Raw genomic sequence first — 21,701 nt, 5'->3', positions numbered from 1 at the left:
TGGTCAATATCCGGAGCAAATTATGGGAAACAAAAGACCTCTTAATGTCGGCCTGATCGGAGGAAGCAAAGGCTTCATCACCAACGCGCATCAACGCGCCATTTTCATGGATGGCACACGTCGAGTGACTGCGGCGGCACTTTCGTCGAATCCGGAGAACGCACTGCGATCTGCTGAGGAGTGGCCGTACCCCATCACAGGGTATGAAAGTTACGACGCCATGCTGGAGCAGGAGCTTGGAAAACCGCAAGGTGAACGAATTGATTATGTTTTAATTCAGACTCCCAACCACGCACATTTTGATCCTGCAAAGAAATTTATCGAAGCAGGCATTCCGGTGTTTTGCGAGAAGCCACTCACACTCAACCTGGAAGAATCCCAAACGCTGTGCAGGTTGGTAAATGAAAAGATCATCCCTTTCTGTGTTGCCCATACCTACCTGGGGCATTGGACCACACGGTTGGCACGACACATCGTTCAAAGTGGATTGCTGGGAGACATTCGTTGGGTGGATAGCTCTTATCATCAATCATGGATGGCCATGCGCGCAAGCGATCCGGATATCAAAAAAACCACCTGGCGTCTGAATAAAAACATCTCGGGTATTTCAAACTGTGGTGGTGATATCGGTACCCACGCTCTCATGCAGCTACGTTACATTACAGGTCTCGAAGTCAAGGAGCTCAGCGCTCATCTGGAGTCGTTTTTTAAGTGGAATGAAAACCCGGACGACAATCTCGATGATCATTTCACTGCCTATTGTAGATTGAGCAACGGTGGAAAAGGATTGGTGCGCGCAACACAGATCGCCATCGGCCACAAAAACGATCTTCGCATAGAAGTGAATGGAGAAAAAGGTTCATTGCGCTGGGCCCAGGAAGAGTCGGAGAAACTGCAGGTATACCCACTGGGAAAACCCGACCGCGTTTATTATCGAGATCCAAATCTGAAACCAGATGATTTCCTAGAAAAACTTCCTCAGGAACTTTTGGATGAAAACACCATTCCCTGGGGTCACAGTGAAGGGTTTCACGATGCGTTTGCCCGCCTACATCGTTGTTTTGAAAACGATGTCCGGGCGTACCAGACAAATGCTTACACCGCAACCGACGGCTCAAAATACGCTACGGTTGAGGATGGCCTCGCGGGAATTCAATTCATCGAGAAAGCGGTCGAAAGCAGTCGAAACAATGGCTGCTGGTTAAGTCTATAAATGGAGAGCGGCCATTAGGACTATCCATTTAAAAGACCACCTCTGAATTCCAAGCTCAGAAACGGAAGGTATACTGAAGTTTGGTCGCAATCTTGGTATCGCTTACATTAAACCGCAGGCTGCCAGGTTCGTTGATCCACCCCTGGTTAAAAGAAATAAATAAGTCGTTGCCAGGCTTGGGCGTCCAACGGATTCGGCTCTGCCAACCGAGATTTCTCGAGCGATTGTCAAACTGCACCAGGTTGGAAAAAGTCAGTTGGGGTGAAACGGCGTAATTAAATGTGCCTGTATAAATACGTGCTATGAAATTACCCTGCGGTAAATGAGCAAAGGTTTGGTTCACATTTATCGTAGTAGTAAAGTGAGGAGGTAACTTGTAAGTAACCCGCGCACTTATATTTTCAGATGTACCAGACCAGAAATCTCCGTATCCAACATTAATAAATGCGGACACCGCACGTTTGCTTGCTGTGGCGATTACAATATTAGAGCGGTTAGTCCTATACTCCCCGACTGGCAAAAATACTCCTGGAGAAATTTCAAACGGTTCGAAAAGCCGTTCATATAGTCTTTGGTAATCTATCAATGCGTGGACAGAATCTCCTGAGTTAAAGTGCCAGTCGAGCGGCGTTATATAGAGCTCCGTCGTCTCCTTCATACCTTTCTCAAGATTCTCGTAATAGGTATAGTAAATGTCGTGAAACATTTGCTGAATATCGAGGAAGTCTCTTGGGCGAGGATTGTAGCTTCCGGCTACTCGATACATTCGAACATTACTCCGTTGCGCAAAACCGATACCAGGATCGAAGTTCTTACCAATTTCCCTAAACACCAGCATGCCGTCCACTTGGTCATTTGGATAACGTGCAGAAAACCCAAAAGACTCTCCCGTTCCATCCGCTTCCGGATCGGACTTCGAACTGTTGTCAGAGTTTAACGCAAAAGCATCAAAAATGAAATTCTTCTTGTCTCCAAAAAGATCCGAAGTGGCCAATCGAATATCGGCTCCATAGGTATTTCCAGACTCACCTTGATTTGGGTTTCCATAGGTAAATATTCCACCTACATAAGACTCTTCAAATATCCTTTGTTTCACCCGGCCTACGAAAAATTCTTTGGCGTCAACGGAATCGTTACTACCTGTTTGAACTCCCAATATTCCGACATCGGTATTCCCCACTTTACCCGTCAACTTAACTCCTACTTCCAGTGGGACTTCGTTGCCGTTCAGCAATCCGATTCTTCTGCTAAAAAAGGGAAATACATCCACTCGTCCGGGAGGTGCCCCACCGGGCTGTTGAGGACCCGTGCTGGCAAAATCGAACACCCCCACATCCTCCAGAAAGAACGAACGTTTTTCCGGGAAGAAAAGAGAGAAACGGGTTAGGTTAATTTGACGGGCATCGACTTCGGTTTCTCCAAAGTCCGTATTAATGGTCCCTGTGAGTTTTAAACTTGGAGTTATATTCCAAAACACATCTAAACCTGGCTCAAAATCGACATCGTTATTTCCAGTAGATTTAGTGTGCAACAGGCTTGAGGCCAGAAAGGGTCGGACATCCAAACCAATTCCTTGATTGATTCCTGTCATGTTCGAAATTTCACCGGCTTCAGATACCTTTAGAAATCGATTTTCCAGGCGGGACCCTGACCACATGTCTTCCTCAAGCTTGCGATAAATAGTACGGGAAATATTGAAACCCCACTCAGAGCTGTTTCCAGGAAAACTGAGACTTTTAAAGGGAATGGCAATTTCAGCCGTCCAACCCTCTTCCGTTATCTGTGTCCGCAAATCCCAAATGGCATTCCAATCCGTATTCAAATCCTGAGTCCCAAACACCAAACCATCCACTAAAGCGCCATTCGGATTAGTGGCGAAATAAAATGCACTTTGTTGATCCCGGAAGGTATCCAGAAGGATTTCCAATCGATCATCTGAGCTCACACTCGCATCTCGAGACATTTGCGCACGAATAATTTTATCGGGTTCAGAATCGTAAGCGACAACACCGATATAAAGGTAATCAGCATTTCTCAATAAAGTGACATCTGTTCGTTCGCTAGGGGTTGTCCCCGGGTTGGGCTGTCTCTGAATCAAGTCTCCAATTGTAGAAGTCGATTTCCAAACAGCTTCATCGAGTTTGCCATCAATCACAATATTCTCGGATATGGCTGTTACCGCAATCCGTCTTTTCTCAGAACTTCCTTGGGAGGAGGACTGAGAATAAGCATGACTTCCAGTCACTAACAAAGCAGCAAGAAGCCAATTGATTCGATTAAAGAGCGATGCTTTAAAGTCATAAAACACCAGGGAATTTGGGCAGGGAATTTTCACAGGATCTGGGGAAACCTAGGTAGGATTTTTATTCTGTCCAGTCAACAAAACCTCAACCAGATACTATTTTCTTATTATCGAAAGGCAAGGAATCCAAAGATCCGGAAATCAACCTTCTCCGATACAATAGAGCATATTTTCTGACCGATAATACATCAGTCCATCCACTATGGCTGGAGTAGCATCTGTTATCCCAGGTAAATGATTCTCGGATACTTCAATATACTTCGTAGAGTCGGGTTTGATCACCTTGGTGGTGCCGTCGCGCAATATGAGATACAATAAACCTCCCGCGATAAAAGGCGAAGCTTGTACCTCGGTTCGAAAACGTTCACGCCAGAGAATCATTCCCGACTTCGCATCCATACAGGCGAACTCCCCCTTGTTAGTACTTCCATAGAGATAGTCCTCATGAAAAACCAAAGAGACTATGTACGCATCAAAACGATTCTTCCAAATGACCTCCCGACGGCGCAGGTCGATGGCTGAACATCCCATTTGGGGCCATCCACCTCCTAGATACAAATAGCGTCTATCCAACAACGGAGTACCCACGGTAGCATCGGAACCGGCCTCTACATCCCAAAGCATTTTCCCTGAGTCTGGATCATAGAATTTTACTCTACCTAACCCAACAGTCACCAACTGATCCTTACCCTGTATATTAAATATCCGTGGGGTAGAATAACTGTGAAAATCAGCATCGTCTGGTCCGTCCCGGAAGGATTTCCAAAGTTCTTTACCGTCCAAAAGATTGTAAGCAACCAGGACAGGGTTGGGTTCCATGTCACAGAGGACAATGACGCTCTTCTTGTAAACCAGGGGACTCGATCCAAATCCAAAATTGGATTTTACTTTGGCAACTTCTTTTTCCCAAAGACCTTTTCCATCAATTGTATAAGCCGCCAACCATATCGCTTTCTTAAAGCCAAATAAAACAGTCACTGTTTCACCATCTGTGGCGACGGAAGGAGATGCATGCGTATTATTCTTATGAACATTATTTAGCAGCTCCCCCCAAAAGACTAATTTCTCCCAAAGCTTTTTGCCGGTTTTCTGATCATAACAAAGCAAATACGTCTTGTTTCGCTTTTCATCAGCCGTCGTCAGAAAAATCTTCCCGCCTGAAATAATAGGGGAAGAACTTCCACGTCCTGTAACAGGCGATTTCCAAATAATATTCTTGTTTTCAGACCATTCGGTTACAGCACCTTTACCAGAAACTTCCCCCTGCCCATCCGCAGCCCCACGCCACTGGTTCCATTGTGCATTTGCGGAAGAAACAGCTAAAATGAGTATAAATAAAAGTGAGAACCACCTTTTCATGGCACCTTTCTTAGGTAGCCACCATTGGAAATGCAATCTTCAGATTCCATGACCGTTATTTGTAAAAATCCAAGTTATATGAAATAATTCAGTCGCTGGTTGAAAAACTTCAAGTGCCTCAATAAGGTCGATCAGTATGAAAAAATTCACTGCAATTGTGCGATCTCAACTTGGATTACTTCTGGTGTCTGTTTTCCTGAATACAGGCACAATAATGGTTAATGGAGAAGGACTTCCAAATATTATTCTAATTTTCGTAGATGATATGGGTTACGCTGACATCGGTCCTTTTGGTGCAAGAGACTACCCTACTCCAAACCTCGATAAACTTGCTCAAACAGGGCGTTGTTTCTCAGATTTCCATGTAAGCGCCCCCGTATGTTCAGCCTCCCGAGCGGCTTTGCTTACAGGAGTCCTGAATACACGTCTCGGAATTACGGGAGCTTACAGCCCCAAAGCAGAGGTAGGACTTAACCCAAATGAAATGACCATTGCTGAGCTTGTTAAACAAAAAGGCTACGCAACTGCGGCGTTTGGAAAATGGCATTTGGGTCACAATCCGAAATTCCTGCCGACCAACCAGGGATTTGATGAATACGAGGGGATCCCCTATTCCAACGATATGTGGCCTCAACACCCCAGGTATGCACACCTGCCTCCCAACGATCCTGAGCGTTTTAAAGTCTATAAACCACTGCCATTTGTGAAGGATGAAGAAGTTATAAACCCCGATCTGCAGCCAGCCGATCAGGCACTGCTTACACGCCGGGCAACTGAGTCAGCCCTATCATTTATTAATCGAAACCACAAACAACCCTTCTTCCTCTATATGCCGTACTCCATGGTGCATGTGCCCATTTTCGCCAGCGATAGGTTTCTCGGAAAAAGCGGTGCAGGCCTTTTCGGTGATGTCGTAATGGAACTCGATTGGTCTATAGGAGAAATTATAAATGCTTTAGAAAACCATAATATCCGGAACAATACCTTGGTGATCTTCACCACTGATAATGGTCCCTGGTTGTCCTATGGAGATCATGCCGGATCAGCCGGTATTTACCGTGGTCAAAAGCACACCTCGTTCGATGGTGGCACACGAGTTCCAACTATAATGAATTGGCCTGGGAAGATTCCTGCCAACACTCACTGCGATCTTCTAGCTTCAACCATCGATATTTTCCCCACAATCGCAAAACTTATTGCTGGAAAACTTCCTGCTCACAAAATCGATGGTCTAGACATCCGAGGTCTCATGTTTGAACAATCCAATAACAAATCACCGCACAATTTTTTCCCTCAATATGGAAGAGGTGAATTACAGGCGGTTCGAAGTGAACATTGGAAACTCGTCTTTCCGCACCTATCGAGCAGCTTGAACGGAAGGCCCGGTGGAAAAGGCGGATTCCCTGTCGATTATGAAAATTTCATAACAGAGCTAGCCCTGTATGATTTAGACAATGATCCTGGCGAAACTACCGATGTGAAAGATCAACACCCGGAAATATTTAAACAACTATCAGCGGCAGCCGACAAATACCGAGATGACCTGGGCGACAAACTCACGAAAACCACAGGTAAAAATTTGCGTCAACCAGGAATTTTGAGCGCCGACGACAAACGATTGGCCTGGTAGTCCAAAAAACAAATTTTCAATGAATCGATAACCCTCTGTTTTTTGAAAGGAGAGGAATTACTAAACCTCATTAGTGGTTTCCCTTAATTATTAAACAAAATTACTGTTAAACCTTGAATATATAGCAGTGTTCGGACACAAGTCTAAGTGGTTCTGAACCCGCCAATCTTCATTGTTTACCGTTATTACCTCCTTACTTCGTAAACCACTCCTAAAATACCTGAGTGTTTTTGGACTCCTGGTCCCTTTGTTGCAGGCTCAGGCCCCTTACCAATTGGGCGATATCGACGCCGATGGTCAGCCCACGGTTTATGACCTTACCCAGCTGATCGCGTTATATAAAGGAGAGATCGAATTAACCGACAGCCTTAAACCCTATTCGGACCTCAATCAGGACGGGAAAACGGACCTTACTGATATTTATCTTCTCAGAGATGCGGTCCTGAAACGGATAGACTTACCCGTTCCAGATATAACGCCTGAATTGGATTCTGAATCTGAATCTACTTCCATGCCTACTTACCGCATGTTGGGTTCTACATGGCCTGGAAGCCAGGTGCTAATCGAAGGGGGAAAAAGTCCGATAATAGTAAATACGGACGCCAACGGAAACTTTGAAGTCGAGGTAGAATTAAATAAAAATTCAATCAACAAGCTATTTATCACCGCGATTAATTCGAATGGTGACGCAAGCCATCCTCAATCCATCGACGTAACCCACGATTCTGTTCCGCCAGATCTGTTTATTGATTTTCCCGCTGACAATGAGGAGCTGATAACTGCAATGGCCGACATTGCTGGGCGTATTGGCGATGTTTTGAGCGGCTACCAAGGCCTGGATGTAAAAGTAAATGGAGAATCAGCAGAGGTCATAGTAGGCATTGGCCAAAATGGAACTTTTGAAAAAGGAGGTATACCTCTTGAAGTAGGTAAAAACGTAGTATCCGTGACAGCCAAAGATATGTTGGGTAATTCCGTTACTAAAACGAAAACACTTTACCGGATCGTACCCCAAGGACCTACGATTTCTGCCTTCACGGGAAATGGCCAGACCGGGATTATTCATACGGGATTACCCCAAGCCGTAAAAGTAAAAGTTCAGTATCCGAATGGGGCGCCTGTCGCCTACAAATGGGTGGATTACAAAGTGATTCGCAGTAACGGTTTGTTAAGCACAAATCCAGTTGATTTCTCAGAAGCTAAACAAACGATTCAATTAAGGACAAATGAGGATGGTGAAGCATTCGCCTACTGGAGAATGGGATCAGATGCCGGTTGTGGAAATAATCGAATTCAGGTCACAAGTAAGGACGTCGCAGGTACTGCTTACTTTTGTGCCTCGGCTAACCCACGCCCTGCAGAACAAATAAACATTGGATCAGGGAATGATCAACGCGGTGCAGCAGATACCAACGCCATCGATCTCCTGAGAGTCTGGGTCAACGATACCTGCAATGGAGTGAAAGATATTCCAGTTATTTTCACGGTTATTTCCGGAGGAGGAAAAGTGAATGGTGAAGATGAAACAATAGCAGTCACCTCAATAACGGGCCACGCAGGAGTCTCGTTTAAATACGGCCCCAATACCGGTAACAATGTAATCCAGGCAACCTTTGATGGAAACACCGGACCTCCGGCCACCTTTGTCTTATTTGGTGCAGCCAGTGATAGCACGGTGCCGACTTCATTTTCAGGTGTAGTGTTCGATAACTCAAACCAACCAATCGGAGGCGTTCGTTGCCAATTGGAAATTGGAGGCGAATTTCTGCCTCCCGTGTTGTCTGGTCGGAGGATGCCGCAGGTTATTACCTTGAGGAAAGCCTGACCCTGGGTGCTTTCACCAATTGGCAGAGCCTAAGCCAGACTGCACTCGAAGAAGCTGGTGAACTGGTGATGAGTCTAAACATCAGTGGCCAAGCTCGCTACTTCAGGCTGAATCTTGAGGCGCCTCTGGTCACGCTCGGTAATTTATCTCCGGCAAATCGAGAGCGGGGTGTAGCCGTCACGCGCGAAACCATTATCCATTTCAGCGCCCCCCTATCCAGCGAGACGATCCTCGATCAGGATATGTTTTATGCCGAATTCGGCGGCAGTAAAATTCTTTCCCGCGCCGAACTGTCCAGCGACGGAATGAAGGCAACGCTGTTTTATCTGGAACCACTGCCGGGCAGCGCACAGGTGGTGGTAACCTTCGACGGCGACACAGTAAAGGACCACGCGGGCGCATTCGTCGATGCCGATGGTGATGGCGATCCGGGAGGACAAGCCGTCATCGCCTTCAATACCCTGAGCTTGAGTCCACTGCCAGGCACCGGAGTGACGGGACAGGTCTTTGCATCGGAGTTGGCACCGGCAACCGAGGGAGGCGAGCCGGTGGATACACCGCTGGCCGGAGTGACAATTACTATCGATGGCTTGGAGGAGACACATCGCACAGTCACGGATGAGACGGGAAGTTTCACCCTCAGTCCCGTTCCCCCAGGACGATTCTTTGTCCACATCGACGGTCGGACGGTGGTGGATGAAGCCGCGGGCATCCGGTATCCAGATCAGGCATACTATCCTTTCGTGGGGAAGGCGTGGGAGGCAGTGGCAGGAGTGATGGACACTCCGGTCGGTGGCACTGGAACGGTTTACCTGCCGCTGATCACAGTGGGAACTTTACAGGCGACGAGCATGACGGAGGATACGATGATCGAATTGCCTCCGGACGTGGTGGCAGACAATCCAGCCTTGGCCGGGGTATCCATCATGGTGCCAGCCAATTCGCTACTCAGCGACGACGGTACACGCGGCGGGATGATAGGAATCGCACCGGTCGCGCCAGATCGATTGCCGGGCCCATTGCCACAGGGATTAGATCTCCCGCTGGTGATCACTGTTCAGACCGATGGTCCGAGTAATTTCGATCAACCCGCACCCGTTTGTTTCCCAAATCTACCCGACCCAACTACTGGCGAGCTGTCACCGCCGGGAACCAAGGGCACTTTGATGTCCTTCAATCATGATAAAGGGATTTGGGAAGCCGCGGGAGGCATGACCGTAAGCGCTGATGGAACACTTGCCTGTACCGATCCCGGCGTGGGCATTCTTCAACCGGGTTGGCACGGTTGGATAGGTGAAGCCTGGAGAGAGTTTTTTCCGCCGCCGCCTCCAGAGCCACCGGTTTGCTATTGGGCAGATATCTCTGATTGCCTTTCTTTTGCTAGAGGCAGCCATGATGTGTGCAATTTCTATGCATATCAAGCATACAATGAGGCTACGAAAATCTGTGACGCGAGGGAAAAAACTCTCCATCCTGAAAATACGGGTACAGATAATAGGTCTGATCAGTGGGTTGAATGCAAATTAAAATATGGGAATATAGTGGATGCTAAGGATGAGGCTTGCGTAGAACAATTTGAAATGGATTTAGAATATTGTGAAGTATGCCACGTGGAATCCACAACTCCGCAAACTAATCCCGCTAAGGCATCCGCTGTGATACAAGCAGCGCTAAATGAACCTACTATTGAGGAGGAACTCGCCAATATTTTCGAACAGATTAAGGATTTGCTTCGCCCAGTTTTGTCCAATCAGTCGCCATTAACTCCGGAATTGGTGGCCCAAGAAAACGCTCTCCATCAACTGGCTGATACGATGGCCGGTGGAAACGCTGGCGAATACTTGAGAAATCTCATTATCAAAAAAGAAGAAGCTCTTCTTCTCGAAGCCAACAAGACCGGGATTGAACTGGATGATTTGAAACTTGGCAATGCTCCAGCTTACCCAGTGTTGTATGCGGCCAATATCGCAAGACCGAGCGGCGATGTAGTTCTACGTGGAGAGACACAGCCCTATGGTCAGTATACCCTATTCGTACCTGCTGATGGAGAGTTGCTGGACGTAGTCTTCTACGACCCGATTACCAAAGGGATAGCAATCATCTCACCTTACTTGAGTCCCAACCTTCCCTACAACTTGCCCCGTTTCAACCTGTTTCCACTCCCAGCGGACGCAGTCGACTCGGACGAGGACGGCCTTTCCGATCTGGTCGAGGAGGTTTATGGTACCGATTCGAGAAATGCCGACTCTGATGACGACGGAATACCCGATGGCGCGGAGGTTGAGCAGGGCACCAATCCGTTGGACGGATTACCTGTCCAAACAGGAGTCATTGGCACCCTCAAGACGGCGGGCAAGGCCATTGATATTGCCACCGGAAACAATCTCGCGGTATTGACTGAGGGCGCCAGCGGAGTCTCCATCGTGGACATCACTGACTTCAGTCAACCGACCATACTCGCGCAGCTCGACACTCCGGGCACCTCGCAACGTGTCGCCTTTTCCGGCAATCTCGTGGCCGTCGCAGACGGCGATGAGGGTCTGACAGTAATCAACATTTCGAACTCAGCGAATGCACGAATCACCCAGCGGGTTAATCTGCCTGGCACGCAGGCCATCGCCGTCGGAGCAGGCATCGGCTATGTCGGGCTCAGCTCCGGTCAGATCGTTGTCGTGCATTTGTCCAGCGGAAGTATCCTTGACCAGTTGAGTGTGAGCGATCCAGTGCAAGACCTGGCTCTCGAAGGCGATTATCTCTACGCCCTGACCGGTGATCGACTGCATGTCATTTCTGTTCTTGGGGACGTGTTCGCAGTGGTTGGCTCTGCCTCCTCTCCGTTCGATGCATCGCAAAACACGCGACTCTTCGTGGGTGGCGGCGTGGCATACACCCTGCACAGAACAGGCTACAATACCCTCGACGTCAGCAACCCGGCTGAACCGGTTTTGATCACTCAGGGTAACACCACCCAATTCGGCTGGAGACAGATCGTGGCGAATGGTTCTGGCCTGGGGCTCGCCGCTGTTGGTCCAAACAGCACCAATGACGGAGCGCATGATATTTCCCTCTACGATCTGACCGATCCGGCGCAAACCGAAGTGTTCGTCACCACCTTCCCGACGCAGGGTAAAGCCCATGCCGTTTCCATCTTCAACGGATTGGCCTATGTGGCAGATGACAGCGAAGGCATGCAGATCATCAACTACCTGCCCTACGATGCGAATGGCGTGCCGCCAAGCATCACACTCTCCAGCAGTTTCGGCGAGGGCGAAGCAGAGAGCGGACAACGGGCGCGCGTGACAGCGCTGGTCGGAGACGATGTGCAGGTGCGCAACGTCGAATTTTATCTCGATGGTGTGAAGGCGTTTACGGACAGCGCGTTTCCCTTTGAATTTAGATTCGTTGCACCAATCCTGAGTGAAGAGAAGGATTCCTTCCTTCTGAGTGCCCGTGCCGTGGATACGGGAGGCAACTTCACCTGGTCCGATGAACAGGTGGTTCCCCTCGGGCCAGATATCACCGCACCGAGAGTCACTGCGACGACGCCAACCGGTGGGGCCAGGACATTGCTCCGCATCCAAGCATTTTTCAACGAACCCATGGATCCGGAGACGTTGACCTCCACTTCACTCACACTGTCCTCAGCCGGACCAGACGGTCTGCTCGACACGCCGGATGACGGGGAACACGGAACACAGTACCGTGAAATTCTATATCGCCCGGATCAGTCGTCGGTCTCCCTGAATTTCGCACCCCTTCCAGATGATTTGTATCAGGCTGTAATCACCACCGCCGCCACGGATCTCGCCGGAAATAATCTAGCTGAGGATGTCTTCTGGACCTTCCGTGTGGCAGACGCAGCCTTCTGGATCTCCACCAATAATGGCGAGTGGAACGACCCTATAAACTGGAGCGAGGGGGCAATTCCGGTTCCGAATGACGACGTGATTTTGCCGAGTTTTGACAATGTCGCGATCACCCTTCCTTCAGGAGTTACTCAACTAAGAAATCTCACGATTTATGGAGCTCTGGCAATTTCAGCAGGAAGCAGCTTGGAAGTGACTGAAAACCTGATTCTAAATGGAAGCCTGGAAATCAGTGGAGCTACCCTGGCACTCTCCGGCATCGCAGAACTCAATCAAAACCTGACCCTCAACGGCGGAACGATCCTCGGTGGAACGGTGACGCAGACAGACGAGGGACGGTTGTTGTTCTCCAACTTTCAAAGCGTGCTCGACGGCGTGAGCGTCAACGGCGACTTGGACCTGACCACGGGAAGCGCCCGCGTGCTCATCAGCAACGGGCTGACCCTCAACGGCACCGTACGGATAGACAACAACGGGGGCATCGGATTTACCGGGGTGCAAACTTTCGACAATGCCAGTGTCGTGTTCGAGGGTAGCTCCGGTTCCCTGAGCGCGGAGGGCAACGCCACCCTGACCCTCGGTCCCGCCATGGTGATAAGCGGCAAGACCGCCGATATCGGCCGGCCCGTTTTCCAGGGCCTCAGCAGCCATCTCATCAACCAGGGACTCATCTCCGCCGACATGGACGGAGGTACTTTGAGGATCAATCCGACACAGTTTACCAACACTGGCACCGTCGAGGTTAAGAACGGCGGCAACATCAGCCTCAGCCTCATCGGTAACACTTGGAGCAACTCGGGCCTGGTGAAGGCCACGGGCGGCATGCTGACACTGGCCGGAACCTTCACAAACACCGGAACGATTCAGGCCGACACTGCGACGGTTAATCTCAATGGAACTTTCACTCTGCCCTCGCTGGGGACGTTCCAGCGCACGGGTGGCACGGTCCAGGTGAGCGGGGACTTGGACCTCACCGGCGATACGCTGACCCTGGACGCCACGACCGGAACGTGGACCCTCATCGGCGGGACGATCATGGGCGGGACGGTGACCCAGACGGACGAGGGTCGGTTATTGTTCTCCACCACAGCAGGCACGCTCGACGGCGTGAGCGTCAACGGCGATCTGGATTTGACCACGGGCGGCTCCCGCCTGCTCATCCGTAACGGGCTATCCCTCAACGGCATCGTGCGGATCGACAATAACGGGGGCATTGCATTTACCGGGGTGCAGACTTTCGACAATGCCAGCGTCGTGTTCGAGGGTAACTCCGGTTCCCTGAGCGCGGAGGGCAACGCCATTCTGACCCTCGGTCCCGGCATGGTGGTAAGGGGCAAGACTGGAACTATCAGCCGACCGATTTTCCAGGGCCTTGGCAGCCATATCATCAACGAGGGCCTCATCTCCGCCGACACCGACGGAGGTACCCTGACGATCAATCCCACACAGTTTACCAACGCTGGCAGCATAGCCATAAAGGCGGGCAGCGTGGTATCTGTTTCGGAACCTTTTACACAATCCAACAGCGGAACACTGGCTTTCGAACTGGGCGGAACCTTGGCCAGCGAATTTGGAAGACTCATCTCTAGCTCCGCATTCACTCTCGATGGAACGCTCGACGTAAGTGTATCAGGTGGTTTCACACCTACCTCAGGAAACGAATTCGAAATCATGACCTTCGGCTCGGTCAGTGGAGACTTCACAACCAAGAATGGATTGGATCAGGGGGGGCTTACACTCGAATTGGACTATGGTGCAACCAATCTGCGTTTGGTCGCTCCTTAAGAGCAAATAGAACCTAGGGTTGTTACCCAGGTTTATTCGCTTTGGGTCTGATATCTCGAAGCTTGCTTTGGCTTAGGTAGGGACGCCTCGCCGAGGCGTCCGGGGTGCCTGTCGCCAGAGTTGCGGCCGGTCCGGTCGACCGAGCCGTATCGAAAACGGCGGTTTGGGCCAAACCGCCCTAACTTTAAATGCCTCGGTGCTAGCTCCTGGGTTCTTTATTCGCAACAATGACTGCACGTATAGGCGCAGGGTAACCTTCGACTGTCCGAGTCGGATCCTTTGGATCCAAAAAGTCCTTTAATGATTCGAAGGTCATCCAGTCAGTGGTTCGTTGTTCTTCGGGTTTCGTAGGAGTCACGTCGATACAACGAACGTTCAACCAACCGGCGTCCTTTAATGCAGCTTCTAAAGTTGAGACAGAGGGAATATACCACACGTTGCGCATTTTAGCATAACGACCTTGGGGAACAAGTACCTCCCCTTCATTTCCTTCGATCACTAAGGTCTCCAACACAAGTTCGCCGCCAGGTCGCACATAGTTTTTTAACTGCTGTAGGAATTGGTCTGGATTCCGACGATGATAAAGTACACCCATCGAAAAGACAGTATCGAAAAACGGTAACTCAGGCGGAAGATCCTCCCAACCCATAGGAAGAACCCAGGCAGGCAATTTCTGGGGAGCAAACTGTTTTGTCGCCCAGAACTGCATCACAAAAAGTAGATAGGGATCTATCCCCACGGCGAGTTTTGCGCCTGCACCCAACATCCGCCAAAGGTAGTAGCCATTTCCGCACCCGATATCGAGAACCGTCCGACCTTCCAATGGTTCAATATGGCCTTTCAAACGGTCCCACTTCCAATCGGACCGCCATTCGGTATCGATCTCCACTTCACCAAGTTTCAAAGGGCCTTTTCGCCAGGGGTGGAATTGCCGCAAGGCGGACTCAGCAGCAGGAACATTACAATCGCCGTCGAAGCGAACCCCTTCGCAAATATCTGATCGTTCGCAATCGAACTTCGGCAAGGCGTTCAACGCCGCTAACCATGTCGGCAAATGACCATCATTTGAATCCTCGATATTAGAATTCACAAACCGTCTCAAATCGGAAATCCATGAAGCAAACGGTGAGCCTTCTAGTTGTTGATAGAGGGGACTATAATCGATCCTGTTCACATCCAGACAAGATTAAGCGGCACTGCGGGGACCAGTCTTCGCTGAGAAGCTTCGCCAAGGCACGCGCAGTGGCCCTACCCTCAATTGGTATTCCAGGTAGGGCAAGAGCTTCCAGCTCTGCCGATTCGTGTGGGAAAAATATTCGCTCATTCCTTAAACGCGATCAACGAAGCAAAATTAAAACATTGAAACCACCGGGCAGACCACGAGAAGCCTGCTTGCTCAAAACGTGCCTTATGATCCTCAATTGATTCAGGAACCAGGACGTCCTCCAATGCACTTCTTTTTTGGCTAATCTCAAGTTCGCTGTAACCGTGTGCACGTTTGAAACCAAGGTGGAGTTCTGACATAGAATCCTGGATACCGGCCTCATCGAAAGCAATTTTTTCGGACACGAGTAACACCCCGCCTGGATTCAATCCGGCATAAACAGTTTCAAGTAGAGCAAGTCTCCGGTCTAAAGGAATAAACTGTAAGGTGAAATTCAGGATGACGATTGAAGCATTCACAATTTTGGTATCGAGTATATCCTCACAGCGCAGATCCCATTCATTGTAATTTGCCTGAGCAAGATTCGCCGCACATCGGCTTATCATTGGCTCGGAATTATCGACGCCGACTAATTGAATATTTTTATCTTTAACCCCAGCCAGGAGGGCCAAGCTGGAAGCACCGAGAGAACAGCCCAGATCATAGAGGCTCGTTTCTTCCTTGGCATATTTTCTGGCAATTAATGTGATCATTGAAAGCGACATCTCATAACCTGGCACAGATCGCTGGATCATATCCTGAAATACCTGTGCCACTTTTTCATCGAAGGCAAAGCCGCTTGGACTTTCATCAAATTCCGAAAATATTTCGTCCTTACTCATGAATGGCTCCTTCTCGGGATTGGATTTTATGAATAGCCCAGCTTGCGTGTTCGGCAATCATTTCATCTTCGCCGTCCGCCTCTTTCTGAAGTGCTGACAAATCTTCAGCCGCCCCAATGTTACCAAGAACTATACATACGTTCCTTTTCCACCGAGGTAGTTTTAAACGAGCAATGGGAGTTCCTTGAAACCGTTCAATAAAAGCTGCTTCGTCCCAATCCAGAGTTTCCGCCAAGTCAGGCAATCCTTTGAAATGAAATTTTATTTCCCGCGTAATCTGCGCCCAACGATTCCAGGGGCAAACATCCAGACAATCATCACAGCCGTAAATGCGATCCCCAATTGCGTCACGAAACTCCATAGGAATTGGACCATGATGCTCAATCGTCAGGTAAGAAATACAGCGAGTAGCATCCAATTGATACGGAGCCGGAAATGCATTGGTAGGGCAAACATCCAAACAACGGGTACAGGAACCACAATGATCCTGCTCCACCGGATCGGGATCCAAATCCAAGGTAGTTATTATCGACCCCAAAAAAAGAAATGTGCCATGATTGCGGTGCAGAAGTAAGGTGCTCTTACCCATCCAGCCCAGACCTGCTTGAGCGGCGATTGGTTTTTCCAGCATGGGTCCTGTGTCGACGTAAGGTTTTTGATCTCCGCCCTGATCACGCATCCATGAGCATAATTGTTTCAGCCGCTTATACATCAGCTTATGGTAATCTTTGCCGAGGGCGTACTTTGCGATTCGCCCGCGCATGGGAGGATCGTCCTGATAGTAGTTTAAACCGACCATCAAAATGGATCGTGCTTCAGGAAGGATATTCCTGGGTTGAAGACGGCGCTCATTATTCCGCTCCATCCAACGCATTGTGCCGTGTTGTTTCTCTGCGATCCAATTCAGATAATACGCTTTACGGAGCTCCACATCAATCGACGAGAATCCACAAACATCAAAGCCAAGTTCCAGGGCTTTGGTCCTGCATTGTTCCGTCAGTGTTAGGGTGGATGGCACGAAGAGTCAGCCTGCATACCCAGCTACCCAGCTCAATGTAAAATATAGGGTTGCCAAAGTACGCTTCTGGGCCATTTTTCCCCGAGCCTGCTAAAAATTCCCAGGTGTTGCAATTAAGCAATGAACAACTGAATTTCATGAAAACTGTTCTAGTTTATTCTGGAGGAATGGATTCAACCGTCCTCCTTTACCATCTGCTCGACCAAGGGGCCACTGTTGCAACCCTAGCCGTCGATTACGGGCAAAAGCACAGCAAAGAGCTCATCCAGGCCGAGGTCATTACCAAAGCCTTAGGCGTCAAGCACAGGACGGTGGATCTCAGATCAATCACAGAGCTGTTTGGAAATTCCAGTTTGACGGATACGGAAATGAAAATTCCCCATGGCCACTACGAAGAGGACAACATGAAATCCACCGTGGTACCCAATCGCAACATGATCTTACTTTCACTGGCTACTGCTTGGGCCGTATCCCTAAAAGCGGATTCAGTCTCCTATGCGGCTCATTCCGGCGATCATGCAGTTTATCCGGATTGCCGTGAAGCGTTCGCCTCAGCCCTCGACAAGGCTATCCGTCTGGCTGACTGGCAGGAGATTTTCCTGAATCGCCCGTTCGTGGACTACTCAAAAGCCGATGTAGTAAAACGTGGCGCAGAACTTCATGTTCCTTTTGAGAAAACCTGGTCCTGTTATGAAGGTAATGAAACCCATTGCGGCCAATGCGGTACCTGTATCGAAAGACGGGAAGCATTCTATCTGGCCGGAATCGGGGACTCCACCATTTACACCGTTGAGGCACCAACGATTGAGACGATGATAGCACAGGAATGGAAACTTTAAGAGCCATGAACCAATTCAATCGACGAAAATCCTACGATTCGGGCCGTTACGCCGCTTCTTCAAACCGGAAACCACTGAACCTGAAACCTTTGAACCCGTTTGATTGATGTACACCTGCTCAAAAACGTATTCGGATATTCCTTTCGCCCATCGGCAGCATTCGCATGACGGACATTGCGGATTTATTCACGGACATAATTGGACCTTCAAGTTCACCTTCGGCTGCGACGCTCTCGACGAAAAGGGGTTCGTGGTTGATTTCGGAGAACTCAAATTTATCCGCCACTGGCTGAATGAGAATCTGGACCACGCCTATGTTTACAATAAGGGCGACACCGAATCGGAGCGGCTTTTGGAACAATTTCCCGGGCAGTTTAAACCTTATCAAGTGGAAAGCTGCTCAGCGGAAGGCCTGGCCAAACACGCGTTCGATCTGATATCCGTTCAACTAAAGACTCACCACGGTGACCGCGTAACACTGCTTTCGGTGGAAGTGGCCGAAGATTCGCGCAACGCCGCCAAGTATTACCCATGAAAAAACTACCGATATACGAGACTTTCTACACCTGGCAGGGTGAAGGTTGCCATATGGGCAAGCCCGCTTTTTTCATTCGCTTGTTTGGTTGCCCGGTCCATTGCCCCTGGTGTGATTCCGCCGGAACCTGGCATCCGGACTTTGTTCCTGACTCCATCGACAAACGGTCAATCGATTCACTGGTCGAACAGGCAAAATTCCATAACCCTGAACTAGTCGTGATTACCGGAGGGGAGCCCTGCATTCATGATTTAACCGGCCTGACAAATGCCCTTCACGAAGCGGGGTTTCCCATACATCTGGAAACTGCAGGTTGCTTCGAAATTCGAGGAAGTTTCGACTGGATCACGGTCAGCCCCAAGGTATGGAAAAAACCCATTCACTCCTGCCTGGTGTTGGCGAACGAGTTTAAGGTTATCGTGGATACTCCCGACGCTGTTTCAGACTGGGAGCAGGAACTAGGAACTTACTTTTCGGGGAAACCCATCTGGCTGCATCCTGAATGGTCCCGGCGGGAGGATGGACAAACCCTCGAGATGATTAACCAGGCGGTTAAGAACCGAAAATTTGCCTACCGTGCCGGCTATCAATTACATAAGCTTTATGGCGTCGATGAAGCAGCTACGGCGAAAGAAAGGCAAGTGGGCATTAAAAAACGATTCGGCAGCAAGCTGCCTTCCTACAGTTGATTTTCGGAGAGTTTTTTGTAAGAGTGGAGCTTGCTCTCGAAAGAAAATATCAGCGACATACTTTGTCGGTCGCGATCCTACCCTTCCCGCTTATACTCAGCCGTGATGTTTGAGTGAATACCACCGCGGGTGGTCCAGACTGTCTCGACCTTCATCCAACGCGGAGCACAAAGTTCAACCAGGTCGTCGAGAATCTTGTTGGTAACCGCTTCATAAAAAATCCCCTGATTACGGTAACCTTGAAGATAGAGCTTATAGCTTTTTAACTCAATGCACTTGGCATCGGCCGTATAAGTCAGGATCACCTTTCCAAAATCGGGTTGTCCAGTCACCGGACAAACGGAGGTAAACTCTTCGGCCACATGCTGAATCGTATAATCGCGATTGGAATTCGGGTTATCAAACAAGTCGATATTCATACGATGGGAACTTAGGTAATTATTTAATGAGCATACAATCCCCAAAGGAGAAGAAACGATACTTTTCCTCAATCGCTTTCTGGTAAGCATTTAGAATAAATTCTTTTCCGGCGAAGCTGCTCACCAGCATGATCAGAGTACTTTTTGGAAGATGGAAGTTGGTTACCAAAGCATCTACAAACTTCCATGCATAACCCGGGTAAATGAAAATGACAGTGGTGGATACTTGAGGCAACAACACGCCTTCATCAGAGCAGCAACTTTCCAGGACACGAACAGACGTGGTTCCAACCGCGATAATCCTTCTTCCATTCCGTTTCGCTTCGTTCAATCGATTGGCAACTTCGGGCGTTAATTCAAAATGCTCAGAGTGCATGATATGCTCCTCGAGATGGTCGACCTTGACATCCTGAAACGTACCGCGGCCTACATGCAGAGTTACTTTCTCCACAGAGATTCTTTTATTTTTAAGCTGTGCAAAAACGTCCGAAGTAAAATGTAGTCCGGCCGTCGGTGCCGCGCTGCTCCCCGGATCCCGGGCGTAAACGGTCTGGTATTGCTCACGGGTAGCAGTCGATTCTTTGATATAGGGGGGGAAGGGAGCATGGCCAATACGATCCAGATGAAGCTGTAATTCTGCCGGAGAACAATTGAAGTTCAACAATCGACTCCCGTCTTCCTCAATTCCTTCAACAACCGCCTTTAATTTTTCATCAAATAAAACCGTACAACCTAAGCGAAACTTTTTCCCCGGTTTAGCCATCACACGCTGATTACCTTCTACCGCTTCGTTTAAAAGTAATACTTCCACTGAGCCGGTTCCAACCTCCGGGATCGTCCCAAACAATCGAGCAGGAACCACCTTCGTATCATTAAGAACCAGAACATCCCCCTCTTGTAATTCTCCCGGAAGATCAAAGAAGTGCTTATGTTCCAGCGATTGGTTCCGTCGATCCATAACCAACATCCGGGAGTGGTCACGAGGCACAACCGGGTTTTGGGCAATCAACTCAGATGGCAACTCGAAATCAAAATCAGCCGTATCCATTAGAACCAGTTCCTGCAGTATACTTCTCGATAAAATCGTTTTTGAATGCGGCAAAACGCCCTGCCTCGATACTCGACCGAATACCTTTCATCAGATTGCCGTAGAAGGACAGATTATGCAAGGTAGCCAAACGTCCACTCAAAGACTCTTTGACATGGAAGAGATGACGTAAATAGCCGCGACTGTAGTTTCGACTGATGGGGTGATTGTTCTGCGCATCCATCGGTAACTCCGAATCTTTCCACATGGGAGCCGTTAAATTGACTTCGCCGAAGGTAGTGAATATTTTTCCATGACGCCCATTTCGAGTAGGCAAAACACAATCAAACATATCAACCCCGAGCTCCACTGCATTCAGAATATCAAGCGGCGTTCCCACCCCCATCAAGTAACGCGGACGATCTTTAGGCAGATGTGGAATAGAGGGAAGAATGGCCTCGGGGGTTCGAGTAAAATCAACCACCACACCACCTATTGCGTATCCAGGCAAATCGAGGTCAGCCAGTATCTTTGCCGATTCAGTCCTTAAATCTTCATAGAAAGACCCCTGCCCGATTCCAAATAAATACATCGACTCATTAGCACCCGTATCCAGCCAGCGTTTCTTACAACGGTCGGCCCAGCGCAAACTTCGTTCCATCGATGCCTTGGCCACCTCATGCGTGCATGGGTAGTCGGTGCACTCGTCCAACGCCATAGCCACATCTATTCCAAGCGCATGTTGAATATCCACAACTCCTTCGGGCGTGAGCGAAATTTTGTTACCATCCACATGAGAACGGAATGTGATCCCTTCTTCAGAGATTTGATTCATCTTGGCCAAAGACCACGCTTGAAAGCCCCCAGAATCGGTCAGTATCGGTCCATCCCATCCCATGAACTTAGCCAGGCCACCGAAGGATTTGATGCGTTCTTCTCCTGGCCGCACATGCAGGTGATAGGTATTCGAGAGGATTAATTCAAATCCAAGCCCCCGAACTTCCATGGCCTCCACACCGCCTTTGATCGCTCCGACCGTAGCAATAGGCATGAAGAACGGTGTTTGCACATCGCCATGAAAGGAGTGGAACACCCCGCGCCGGGCATCACCATCTTGCCCGAGTAAGGTATAACTTTTCGGTGACATG

Annotated in this window: 15 protein-coding genes; 7 read left to right on the top strand and 8 right to left on the bottom strand. The window is 49.2% G+C overall.

Annotated elements, in window-relative coordinates; all coding sequences use genetic code 11:
• The first annotated feature begins 22 nt into the window (after window positions 1-22).
• Window positions 23-1,213: a Gfo/Idh/MocA family oxidoreductase gene (locus O3C43_07790; GenBank protein MDA1066389.1), complete on the top strand. Its 1,191-nt coding sequence runs from the start codon at window positions 23-25 to the stop codon at window positions 1,211-1,213.
• Window positions 1,214-1,268: 55 nt separating this feature from the next.
• Here O3C43_07790 and O3C43_07785 read toward each other — a convergent pair whose 3' ends face one another.
• Window positions 1,269-3,548, bottom strand: coding sequence for a DUF5916 domain-containing protein (locus O3C43_07785; GenBank protein MDA1066388.1), 2,280 nt, complete (start codon window positions 3,546-3,548; stop codon window positions 1,269-1,271).
• 108 nt (window positions 3,549-3,656) lie between these two features.
• Window positions 3,657-4,874 carry a PQQ-binding-like beta-propeller repeat protein gene (locus tag O3C43_07780; protein ID MDA1066387.1) on the bottom strand — a complete coding sequence of 406 codons (1,218 nt, stop codon included), beginning with the start codon at window positions 4,872-4,874 and terminating at the stop codon, window positions 3,657-3,659.
• A 136-nt stretch (window positions 4,875-5,010) separates the two neighbouring features.
• Here O3C43_07780 and O3C43_07775 point away from each other — a divergent pair, with 136 nt between their 5' ends.
• The 3 genes from O3C43_07775 to O3C43_07765 all read left to right on the top strand — a co-directional run bounded on the left by O3C43_07775 (window position 5,011) and on the right by O3C43_07765 (window position 13,980).
• Entirely contained in the window at window positions 5,011-6,504 is a 1,494-nt protein-coding gene (locus O3C43_07775) for a sulfatase (protein ID MDA1066386.1), read from the top strand.
• A 172-nt stretch (window positions 6,505-6,676) separates the two neighbouring features.
• On the top strand, window positions 6,677-8,329 hold the full coding sequence (locus O3C43_07770; GenBank protein ID MDA1066385.1) for a hypothetical protein: 1,653 nt from the start codon (window positions 6,677-6,679) through the stop codon (window positions 8,327-8,329).
• Window positions 8,242-13,980 carry an Ig-like domain-containing protein gene (locus O3C43_07765; protein MDA1066384.1) on the top strand — a complete coding sequence of 1,913 codons (5,739 nt, stop codon included), beginning with the start codon at window positions 8,242-8,244 and terminating at the stop codon, window positions 13,978-13,980. The genes O3C43_07770 and O3C43_07765 overlap by 88 nt, the downstream gene beginning before the upstream one ends.
• Before the next feature lie 199 nt (window positions 13,981-14,179).
• On the opposite strand, the gene cmoB is transcribed toward O3C43_07765, so the two are convergent.
• The 3 genes from cmoB to queG all read right to left on the bottom strand — a co-directional run bounded on the left by cmoB (window position 14,180) and on the right by queG (window position 17,044).
• Entirely contained in the window at window positions 14,180-15,145 is a 966-nt protein-coding gene (cmoB, locus tag O3C43_07760; protein MDA1066383.1) for a tRNA 5-methoxyuridine(34)/uridine 5-oxyacetic acid(34) synthase CmoB, read from the bottom strand.
• Between the two features lie 155 nt (window positions 15,146-15,300).
• Window positions 15,301-16,026 carry a carboxy-S-adenosyl-L-methionine synthase CmoA gene (gene cmoA / locus O3C43_07755; protein ID MDA1066382.1) on the bottom strand — a complete coding sequence of 242 codons (726 nt, stop codon included), beginning with the start codon at window positions 16,024-16,026 and terminating at the stop codon, window positions 15,301-15,303.
• The gene (gene queG / locus O3C43_07750) at window positions 16,019-17,044 is read right to left on the bottom strand and encodes a tRNA epoxyqueuosine(34) reductase QueG (GenBank protein ID MDA1066381.1); all 1,026 of its coding nucleotides are present in this window, start codon (window positions 17,042-17,044) and stop codon (window positions 16,019-16,021) included. Before queG ends, cmoA begins: the two co-directional genes overlap by 8 nt.
• Before the next feature lie 137 nt (window positions 17,045-17,181).
• Between queG and queC the strand changes: the two genes are divergently transcribed.
• From queC to O3C43_07735, 3 genes are all read left to right on the top strand, one after another.
• Window positions 17,182-17,883, top strand: a complete 702-nt coding sequence (gene queC, locus O3C43_07745; GenBank protein ID MDA1066380.1) for a 7-cyano-7-deazaguanine synthase QueC — start codon at window positions 17,182-17,184, stop codon at window positions 17,881-17,883.
• A 106-nt stretch (window positions 17,884-17,989) separates the two neighbouring features.
• On the top strand, window positions 17,990-18,418 hold the full coding sequence (locus O3C43_07740) for a 6-carboxytetrahydropterin synthase (GenBank protein MDA1066379.1): 429 nt from the start codon (window positions 17,990-17,992) through the stop codon (window positions 18,416-18,418).
• The gene (locus tag O3C43_07735) at window positions 18,415-19,107 is read left to right on the top strand and encodes a 7-carboxy-7-deazaguanine synthase QueE (protein MDA1066378.1); all 693 of its coding nucleotides are present in this window, start codon (window positions 18,415-18,417) and stop codon (window positions 19,105-19,107) included. Before O3C43_07740 ends, O3C43_07735 begins: the two co-directional genes overlap by 4 nt.
• A gap of 77 nt (window positions 19,108-19,184) precedes the next feature.
• On the opposite strand, the gene queF is transcribed toward O3C43_07735, so the two are convergent.
• From queF to tgt, 3 genes are read right to left on the bottom strand one after another with little or no spacing between them, the layout of a single operon-like run.
• Window positions 19,185-19,526 carry a preQ(1) synthase gene (gene queF, locus O3C43_07730; protein MDA1066377.1) on the bottom strand — a complete coding sequence of 114 codons (342 nt, stop codon included), beginning with the start codon at window positions 19,524-19,526 and terminating at the stop codon, window positions 19,185-19,187.
• 19 nt (window positions 19,527-19,545) lie between these two features.
• Window positions 19,546-20,574, bottom strand: coding sequence for a tRNA preQ1(34) S-adenosylmethionine ribosyltransferase-isomerase QueA (gene queA, locus O3C43_07725; protein MDA1066376.1), 1,029 nt, complete (start codon window positions 20,572-20,574; stop codon window positions 19,546-19,548).
• The gene (gene tgt, locus O3C43_07720; protein ID MDA1066375.1) at window positions 20,561-21,700 is read right to left on the bottom strand and encodes a tRNA guanosine(34) transglycosylase Tgt; all 1,140 of its coding nucleotides are present in this window, start codon (window positions 21,698-21,700) and stop codon (window positions 20,561-20,563) included. Before tgt ends, queA begins: the two co-directional genes overlap by 14 nt.
• Window position 21,701: the final 1 nt, after the last annotated feature.

The sequence above is a fragment of the Verrucomicrobiota bacterium genome (genome assembly GCA_027622555.1).
Lineage (GTDB): Bacteria > Verrucomicrobiota > Verrucomicrobiia > Opitutales > UBA2995 > UBA2995.
Note: the sequence above shows the minus strand (reverse complement) of the source record. Positions and strands in the feature narration are given on the sequence as shown.

Coding starts and splice junctions, on each gene's coding strand:
- O3C43_07790 (MDA1066389.1), top strand. CDS start 23: ATGGGAAACAAAAGACCTCTTAATGTCGGCCTGATCGGAGGAAGCAAA.
- O3C43_07780 (MDA1066387.1), bottom strand. CDS start 4,874: ATGAAAAGGTGGTTCTCACTTTTATTTATACTCATTTTAGCTGTTTCT.
- O3C43_07775 (MDA1066386.1), top strand. CDS start 5,011: ATGAAAAAATTCACTGCAATTGTGCGATCTCAACTTGGATTACTTCTG.
- cmoA (MDA1066382.1), bottom strand. CDS start 16,026: ATGAGTAAGGACGAAATATTTTCGGAATTTGATGAAAGTCCAAGCGGC.
- queC (MDA1066380.1), top strand. CDS start 17,182: ATGAAAACTGTTCTAGTTTATTCTGGAGGAATGGATTCAACCGTCCTC.
- O3C43_07740 (MDA1066379.1), top strand. CDS start 17,990: ATGTACACCTGCTCAAAAACGTATTCGGATATTCCTTTCGCCCATCGG.
- O3C43_07735 (MDA1066378.1), top strand. CDS start 18,415: ATGAAAAAACTACCGATATACGAGACTTTCTACACCTGGCAGGGTGAA.
- queF (MDA1066377.1), bottom strand. CDS start 19,526: ATGAATATCGACTTGTTTGATAACCCGAATTCCAATCGCGATTATACG.
- queA (MDA1066376.1), bottom strand. CDS start 20,574: ATGGATACGGCTGATTTTGATTTCGAGTTGCCATCTGAGTTGATTGCC.
- tgt (MDA1066375.1), bottom strand. CDS start 21,700: ATGTCACCGAAAAGTTATACCTTACTCGGGCAAGATGGTGATGCCCGG.